Raw genomic sequence first — 6,441 nt, forward strand, 5'->3', positions numbered from 1 at the left:
ATTACAAAGGTTTGAGTTGTTCTGGGTAGGTTTCCCGAATCAACGCTCGTGCTAGGGCTAAAGCAGGGTCGATCATCGGCAGGCCGTCGAGCTCTGGCTCTGGAATAGCCAGCGGAAGTTCCGTGCAGCCCAGTACTACAGCTTCAACCCCCTTTTGGCGCAAGTGGGCAATGGCGGTGAGCAGGCTTTGGCGAGCAATTTTAGACACCGGATGGCTTTGTGCTTTCAGCCCGTAGACAGGGTCAAAAATGGTTCGGTTGACGATTGTTTCTTGCACGTTTTCGTCGGGTACGACAACTTCATAGCCTGCTGCCTCTAGGGCGCTGCGATAGAGCCCAAGCCGGTAGACCGCGAGCGTCGAAAGTACACCAACGCGTTTAACGTCAGGATACTGCTCCCGCACAAAGCGAACCGCTTCTTCGATGAGATGGAGCACCCGAACGCGGCTGCCGCAGCGCGCCAGCTCTTCTTGAATGACGTTAAAGATGGCCGGCGCGTGGGCGGTATTGCAAGGAATACCGGCAACCACCACGCCTACGGATTCGGCCATACGAATCTGCTCGGCAATTGCAAATGCCGGATTTTCTTGAGATTTACCAAATAAAAATATACTGCGGTCTGGGATGCGATCTGGATAAGAGAACATGACAACAGGCAGGTGATCCTGGTCGGTTGTGGCAACGGTTTGGTCAAAAATGTGGCGAACCAGCTCCAGGCCAGCATGGGGTCCCATCCCACCGATGATGCCGATAGCTTTATCTTTTACCATAGAGAAAGTCCTCCATACGTCTTGGGGGGTGTAAACAACGCGATTATATTCAAAAAACAGGCGTTTCGTCAAACGACACTTTTGCGAAGGCAGAAGCCGCTTGGGTTATGCGGCGTTAAAAGGAATGCATGAATCCCTGAAGAAAGCGGATCCACAAGGAATTCTTTGCGTTGCAGCTGCGCTCTAGGATGCGTTATCTTTAACATTCTCAAACCTACTGCCCGGTCGTCTAATGGCAGGACAGCGGCCTTTGGAGCCGTATGTGGAGGTTCGAATCCTCCCCGGGCAGCTTAACGTGTGTGGGCTGGCGTGTGCCGGCTGTGCCCTGCACCATGGGTGCAGGTTTTTTGTTGATCCAAAGTGAGTTCAAGCCCATGTTACTGAGTGCCCGCAATGAGCGGCCGATCATGCTATTTGCTGGCCGCTCAAATCCGGCATTGGCCAGGCGTATAGCCGAAGCCTACGGCCAGGAGCTGGGTCAGGTAACGATTAAAAATTTTTCAGACGGCGAGATCTACGTTCGCTACGAGGAGTCCATTCGGGGTGCAGACGTTTTTATCATTCAAAGTACGCATCCTGGAGCGGAAAACTGGATCGAGCTGCTTTTGATGATCGATGCCGCTCGGCGTGCTTCGGCCGCTCGGATTACGGCGGTGATTCCGTATTTCGGTTATGCCCGCCAGGAGCGTAAAGATCAGCCGCGGGTTTCCATTGCGGCCAAGCTGATGGCCAATATGCTGACCACAGCGGGCATCGACCGATTGCTCACGATGGATTTGCATGCGCCGCAGATTCAGGGTTTTTTTGATGTGCCCGTCGATCATCTCTACGGCTCGGCTGTGTTTGCTGAATATGTACACCGGCTCCATATTCAAAATCTGGTTGTCGTAGCGCCCGATGTTGGGGCGCTAAAGACAGCCCGTTCTTATGCTAAGCGCCTGCAGACCGATCTGGCACTGATCGACAAGCGCCGGCCGCGTCAAAACGAAGCCGAAGTAGTGAACATCATCGGGGAAGTCAAAGGTCGGAATGTGCTCCTGATTGATGATATTGTGGATACAGCGGGGACGCTAACCAATGCGGCGCAGGCGTTACGGGAAGCGGGCGCCAAGGAAATCTACGCTGCCTGCACCCATGCGCTGCTTTCGGGTCCGGCCTACGAGCGCATTGAATCCTCTGTGTTGACCAAACTGGTGGTAACCGACACGATCCCGCTCAAGCGACCCTCAGAAAAGATTGAGGTGGTTAGCGTGGCCGAAATTTTTGCCGATGCGATTCGGCGTATTTATACCGATGCTTCGGTTTCAACGCTATTTGTGGAATAAACCCTTTGAAAGCTATGCAGACGATAACCCTTGAAGCTAAGCCGCGCCAGACGGGTAAGCGTGCAGCCAAAGACATCCGGCGCCAAGGCTGGGTACCGTGCATTCTTTACGGGCACCACGTAGCGCCTATTCCTTTTCAGGTGCCTGAGTTGGCACTACGGCCGTTGATTTATACGACCGAAACCCACGTGGTGCAGCTTCAGCTCGACGGGCAAACGTGGGAATGCATCCTCAAAGACGTGGAGTTCCATCCCGTAACCGATCGTCCTATACATGCCGATTTTCAGGTGTTGCAGCGGGGTGAGAAAATTACCGTCTCGGTGCCGGTGCAGGTTTTGGGTAGTGCGATTGGGGTGCAGCGGGGAGGTGTGCTGCACGTGGTGGCGCACGAGCTGGAGGTGCGCTGCTTGCCACAGCACATTCCGGCCCATATTGAGGTCGATGTAAGCGCATTGGATATTGGCGATGCCATCCATGTCGGCGACCTGAAGCTCGAAGGGCTGGAATTTGAAGACTCGCCGGATCAAGTGGTTGTGGTTGTGGAGCCCCCAACGGTTAGAGGCCTGTTAGAGGAAGAAGGTGAAGCAGCCCCTGGAGCAGCAGCTTAAGGCTTTACCAGACTGGGCATGGCGGTACGTGCGTTGATTGTGGGGCTGGGTAATCCAGGGCCACAGTATGCGCAGACGCGTCATAACGCTGGCTTCATGGTCGTCGACCGTCTGGCTGAGCGGTACGGGATTACCTGGCGATCGGAGCGGGGACCTTCGCTCCTTGGATGGGGGCAACTTGAAGGATGTCCAGTGGGGTTGATGAAACCCCTCACGTTTATGAACCGAAGCGGCGTAGCGGTAGGCGAAGTGGTGCGTTACTATCGCCTTCCCCTAGAACGGCTGCTTGTCATATACGACGATCTCCATTTGCCTCCAGGGCGAATCCGTCTGCGACCGGGGGGGAGCGCTGGTGGGCATAATGGCGTCGAAGATATCATCCGCGCCTTAGGTACAACGAACTTTCCGCGGCTTCGCATTGGCATAGGCCATGCGTATGCCCGAGGGCGACAGGCCGACTACGTCCTCTCGCCTTTTACCCAAGAAGAGTGGCCGTTGGTAGAAGCCGCACTGGAGCGCGCCTGCCAGGCTGCGGTCACGTTTGCCTGCGAAGGCTTAGCCGCCGCCATGAACCGCTACAACCGTGCGGCGTCGTTAGAATAACCTCCTTCATGCACTTTTTGCGTAGCTTAAGCAGCCTTTCGATCCAGGAATAGCTTCGGTTTTGTATCTTGCCGCGCGGCTATCCTAAGAAACATTCAAGGCTTGCCGTCTCTGGCAGCATAAACGGTTCGTTTTAGGGACAACTGTGCAAAACTTATGGAAATGGTATTCACGTATCTCGTTCCCCTGGCTGGACTTTTAGCGCTGTTGTATGCTCTAGGACGCACGCGCTGGATCGCCCGCCAGGATCCGGGCACGCCGGAGATGCAGCAAATTGCATCGGCCATTGCTGAAGGCGCTCGGGCTTTCTTAAAACGGGAATATCGGGTATTGGCCATCTTTGTGCTTGTGGTGGCCGTATTGCTGGCCATTTTTAATGCCAGGCAACCGGAATCTTCCTGGCTGATTGCCCTCTCGTTTGTGGTGGGAGCGGTGTGCTCGGCGACCGCAGGGTTCATCGGCATGACGGTGGCTACCAAAGCCAACGTGCGTACAACGCAAGCAGCACGCCAGGGTTTGGGTCCGGCGCTGAACGTAGCGTTTTCCGGTGGGCTAGTCATGGGCCTAAGCGTAGTTGGCTTAGGGTTGCTGGGCTTGGGCTTGTTGTTTTTGCTCTACAGCGAAATTCTGATGTGGGATTACGCTAAGGTCGTTAACGTCATTTCGGGTTTTTCGCTGGGTGCTTCGTCGATTGCCTTGTTTGCTCGTGTGGGTGGGGGGATCTACACCAAGGCTGCCGACGTCGGTGCTGACCTAGCGGGTAAGGTCTATGAAGGCATTCCGGAAGACGATCCCCGCAATCCAGCAACCATTGCCGACAACGTGGGCGACAACGTCGGCGATGTAGCAGGCATGGGGGCTGACCTCTTTGAAAGCTACGTGGGTTCTATTATCGGCACGATGGTGCTGGGAGCCTCGTTTGTGCCGGTTTTCCAACACATACCCGGTGTGCACCCGCTAGCTGGCGTGTTGCTGCCGTTGGTGCTGGCGGCCGTAGGCATTGTGGTCTCGATCCTTGGAGGCTTTTTTGTTAAGGTCAAAGAAGGCGGCAATCCGCAAAAGGCTTTAAATCAGGGGGAGTTTGGTGCAGCGATCGCTATGGCCATCTTGGCCTATTTTGTTATTCGCTGGATGCTGCCCTCCGCATGGACAGCTGAAAGTCCGCTCATTCCATTTACAGACTATACTGCCGCAGGGGTTTATGTTGCGGTACTCATCGGATTGGCTGCAGGGGTGCTTATCGGATTCATCGCGGAATACTATACCTCTGCGCATACGACCCCTACATTACATATTGCCCGGCAAAGCGTAACCGGGGCCGCAACAAACATTATTGCTGGGCTTGGCGTGGGTATGTTCTCTACCGGGCTACCGGCACTTGTCTTGGCCTTGGGCATCATCGGGGCATATACCGCTGCCGGATTGTATGGGATTGCGATTGCTGCGCTGGGTATGCTTTCGGTAACAGGGGTGCAGCTGGCGGTCGATGCCTATGGGCCGATCTCTGACAATGCTGGGGGGATTGCCGAGATGGCGCACTTGCCCCCAGAGGTGCGCCAGCGTACCGATAAGCTCGATGCCGTAGGCAACACGACAGCAGCCATTGGAAAAGGCTTTGCTATTGGATCAGCTGCCTTGACAGCCCTGGCTTTGTTTGCGGCCTACATGCAGCAAGCCCATGTCCCTACGATCGACGTATCGCAGCCTAAGATTCTTGCAGGCCTGCTCCTGGGGGCTGCCTTGCCCTACGTTTTTAGTGCAATGGCTATGGGTGCTGTGGGGCGCGCGGCCTCGGACATGATTAAAGAGGTAGGGCGTCAGTTTCGTGAGATTCCAGGACTGCGTGAGGGCAAAGCACGTGCTGAGTATGCCCGTTGCGTTGATATTTCAACCAAGGCAGCGATCCGCGAAATGGTACTCCCCGGTTTGCTGGCAGTAATCACACCAGTGGTGATCGGGCTTATCGACAAAAATATGCTGGGCGGACTGCTAGCTGGCGTTACCGTCTCGGGTGTGTTGCTGGCCATTTTTCAAGCAAATGCTGGTGGAGCTTGGGATAATGCCAAAAAGCGTATTGAAGGCACCATCGAAATCGACGGCGTTACATATAGCAAGGGAAGTGACGCTCACAAGGCTGCTGTCGTAGGTGATACCGTAGGTGACCCGCTCAAGGATACTTCAGGACCAAGCTTGAATATTTTGATCAAGCTCATCGCGATCGTTTCGCTGGTGATTGCGCCGTTAATTGCTTGAAATATTGAACATTCAGCCACTGCCCGGCGTCTGCTTAGGTAAGATGCCGGGCTTTGTTGTTGAAAATAAGCTATGCGCGCGCTACGCTGGACGTTTGTGGGTATGTTGCTCGCAGGAAGCCTTTGGGTAGGATTCCGCCTAGGGCGATGGTGGCAACGCGGACACTTGGAAGAGGCGGTGCGCCAACAGGGGATTACTACCTTGCAGCGGGTGTCGGCTGAAGCGTTTTTGGTGGTGGGCAGTCTCGACATCGTCGCGACGGTCGAAGCCAGCAGCCATAAGCAATGGCTGGGGATTGATTTAGGAACGACCACTGCCCGCGTACGTGTGCCAGGACGGGTTTATTACGGCTTTGACGTGCGTGCGCTGCAACCCACCTCCATTCGTTTGACAGCCGACCGCGTAGTTGAAGTAATGCTGCCTCCGCTAACGCTTTATGCTGTAGAACCCAACCTGGAAGCGCTTTAGATTGAAACCGAAGTCGGGTGGGCACGCCTGTACCGTAGCAGCGGACGTCGTATGGAACAAGCTGCGTTGCGACAGATCAATGCTGCACTGAGGGCGCAAGCCGAAGCCTACCTGGCCACGCAGGTGCAGCTGCAGTATCATGCAGCCCAAGCAGTGCTTACTGCGCCTGGTACTGGAAGGCTTAGGATTGGGTTCGTGGCAGGTGCGTCCAGTGACGGCTTCGCGAATTCTTGTTGAGGAATCGCTGTAGCCAGCTTTCCCCACCCTTTAAACCGTTGCCGTATATTTTACTTCAGCAGACCAACGAGCATACCAAGCAGAGATCTACCATGGCTATTGTTGAGGTTGTGATGCCCAAGATGGGCGAGAGCATTACGGAGGGGACGGTGGTGACGTGGTTGAAGCGGGTAGGGGA

7 protein-coding genes and 1 tRNA gene are annotated in these 6,441 nt (G+C 55.1%); 7 read left to right on the plus strand and 1 reads right to left on the minus strand.

All coding sequences use genetic code 11. The features are described from left to right. Position 1 precedes the first annotated feature (1 nt). Positions 2-769 (minus strand): aspartate/glutamate racemase family protein, encoded by a 768-nt coding sequence (locus tag J8E65_RS12360; protein WP_210376482.1) that lies wholly within the window; start codon positions 767-769, stop codon positions 2-4. A gap of 218 nt (positions 770-987) precedes the next feature. Here J8E65_RS12360 and J8E65_RS12365 point away from each other — a divergent pair. The 7 genes from J8E65_RS12365 (at position 988) to J8E65_RS12515 (ending at position 6,263) form a co-directional block, all read left to right on the plus strand. After that, positions 988-1,058 (plus strand) — tRNA-Gln (locus J8E65_RS12365). A gap of 85 nt (positions 1,059-1,143) precedes the next feature. Continuing rightward, positions 1,144-2,094 (plus strand): ribose-phosphate diphosphokinase, encoded by a 951-nt coding sequence (locus tag J8E65_RS12370; protein WP_210376483.1) that lies wholly within the window; start codon positions 1,144-1,146, stop codon positions 2,092-2,094. 14 nt (positions 2,095-2,108) lie between these two features. Next, positions 2,109-2,702 (plus strand): 50S ribosomal protein L25, encoded by a 594-nt coding sequence (locus J8E65_RS12375; RefSeq protein ID WP_210376484.1) that lies wholly within the window; start codon positions 2,109-2,111, stop codon positions 2,700-2,702. An 18-nt stretch (positions 2,703-2,720) separates the two neighbouring features. Beyond that, positions 2,721-3,305: an aminoacyl-tRNA hydrolase gene (gene pth, locus J8E65_RS12380; protein WP_210376485.1), complete on the plus strand. Its 585-nt coding sequence runs from the start codon at positions 2,721-2,723 to the stop codon at positions 3,303-3,305. A gap of 156 nt (positions 3,306-3,461) precedes the next feature. Further along, on the plus strand, positions 3,462-5,558 hold the full coding sequence (locus J8E65_RS12385; protein ID WP_210376486.1) for a sodium-translocating pyrophosphatase: 2,097 nt from the start codon (positions 3,462-3,464) through the stop codon (positions 5,556-5,558). A 72-nt stretch (positions 5,559-5,630) separates the two neighbouring features. Further along, complete coding sequence (locus J8E65_RS12510; protein WP_237182025.1) at positions 5,631-6,026, plus strand: DUF4230 domain-containing protein; 396 nt, start codon at positions 5,631-5,633, stop codon at positions 6,024-6,026. A gap of 51 nt (positions 6,027-6,077) precedes the next feature. Beyond that, on the plus strand, positions 6,078-6,263 hold the full coding sequence (locus J8E65_RS12515; RefSeq protein WP_237182028.1) for a hypothetical protein: 186 nt from the start codon (positions 6,078-6,080) through the stop codon (positions 6,261-6,263). Positions 6,264-6,441: the final 178 nt, after the last annotated feature.

This window comes from Rhodothermus bifroesti (genome assembly GCF_017908595.1).
GTDB classification, from domain to species: domain Bacteria; phylum Bacteroidota; class Rhodothermia; order Rhodothermales; family Rhodothermaceae; genus Rhodothermus; species Rhodothermus bifroesti.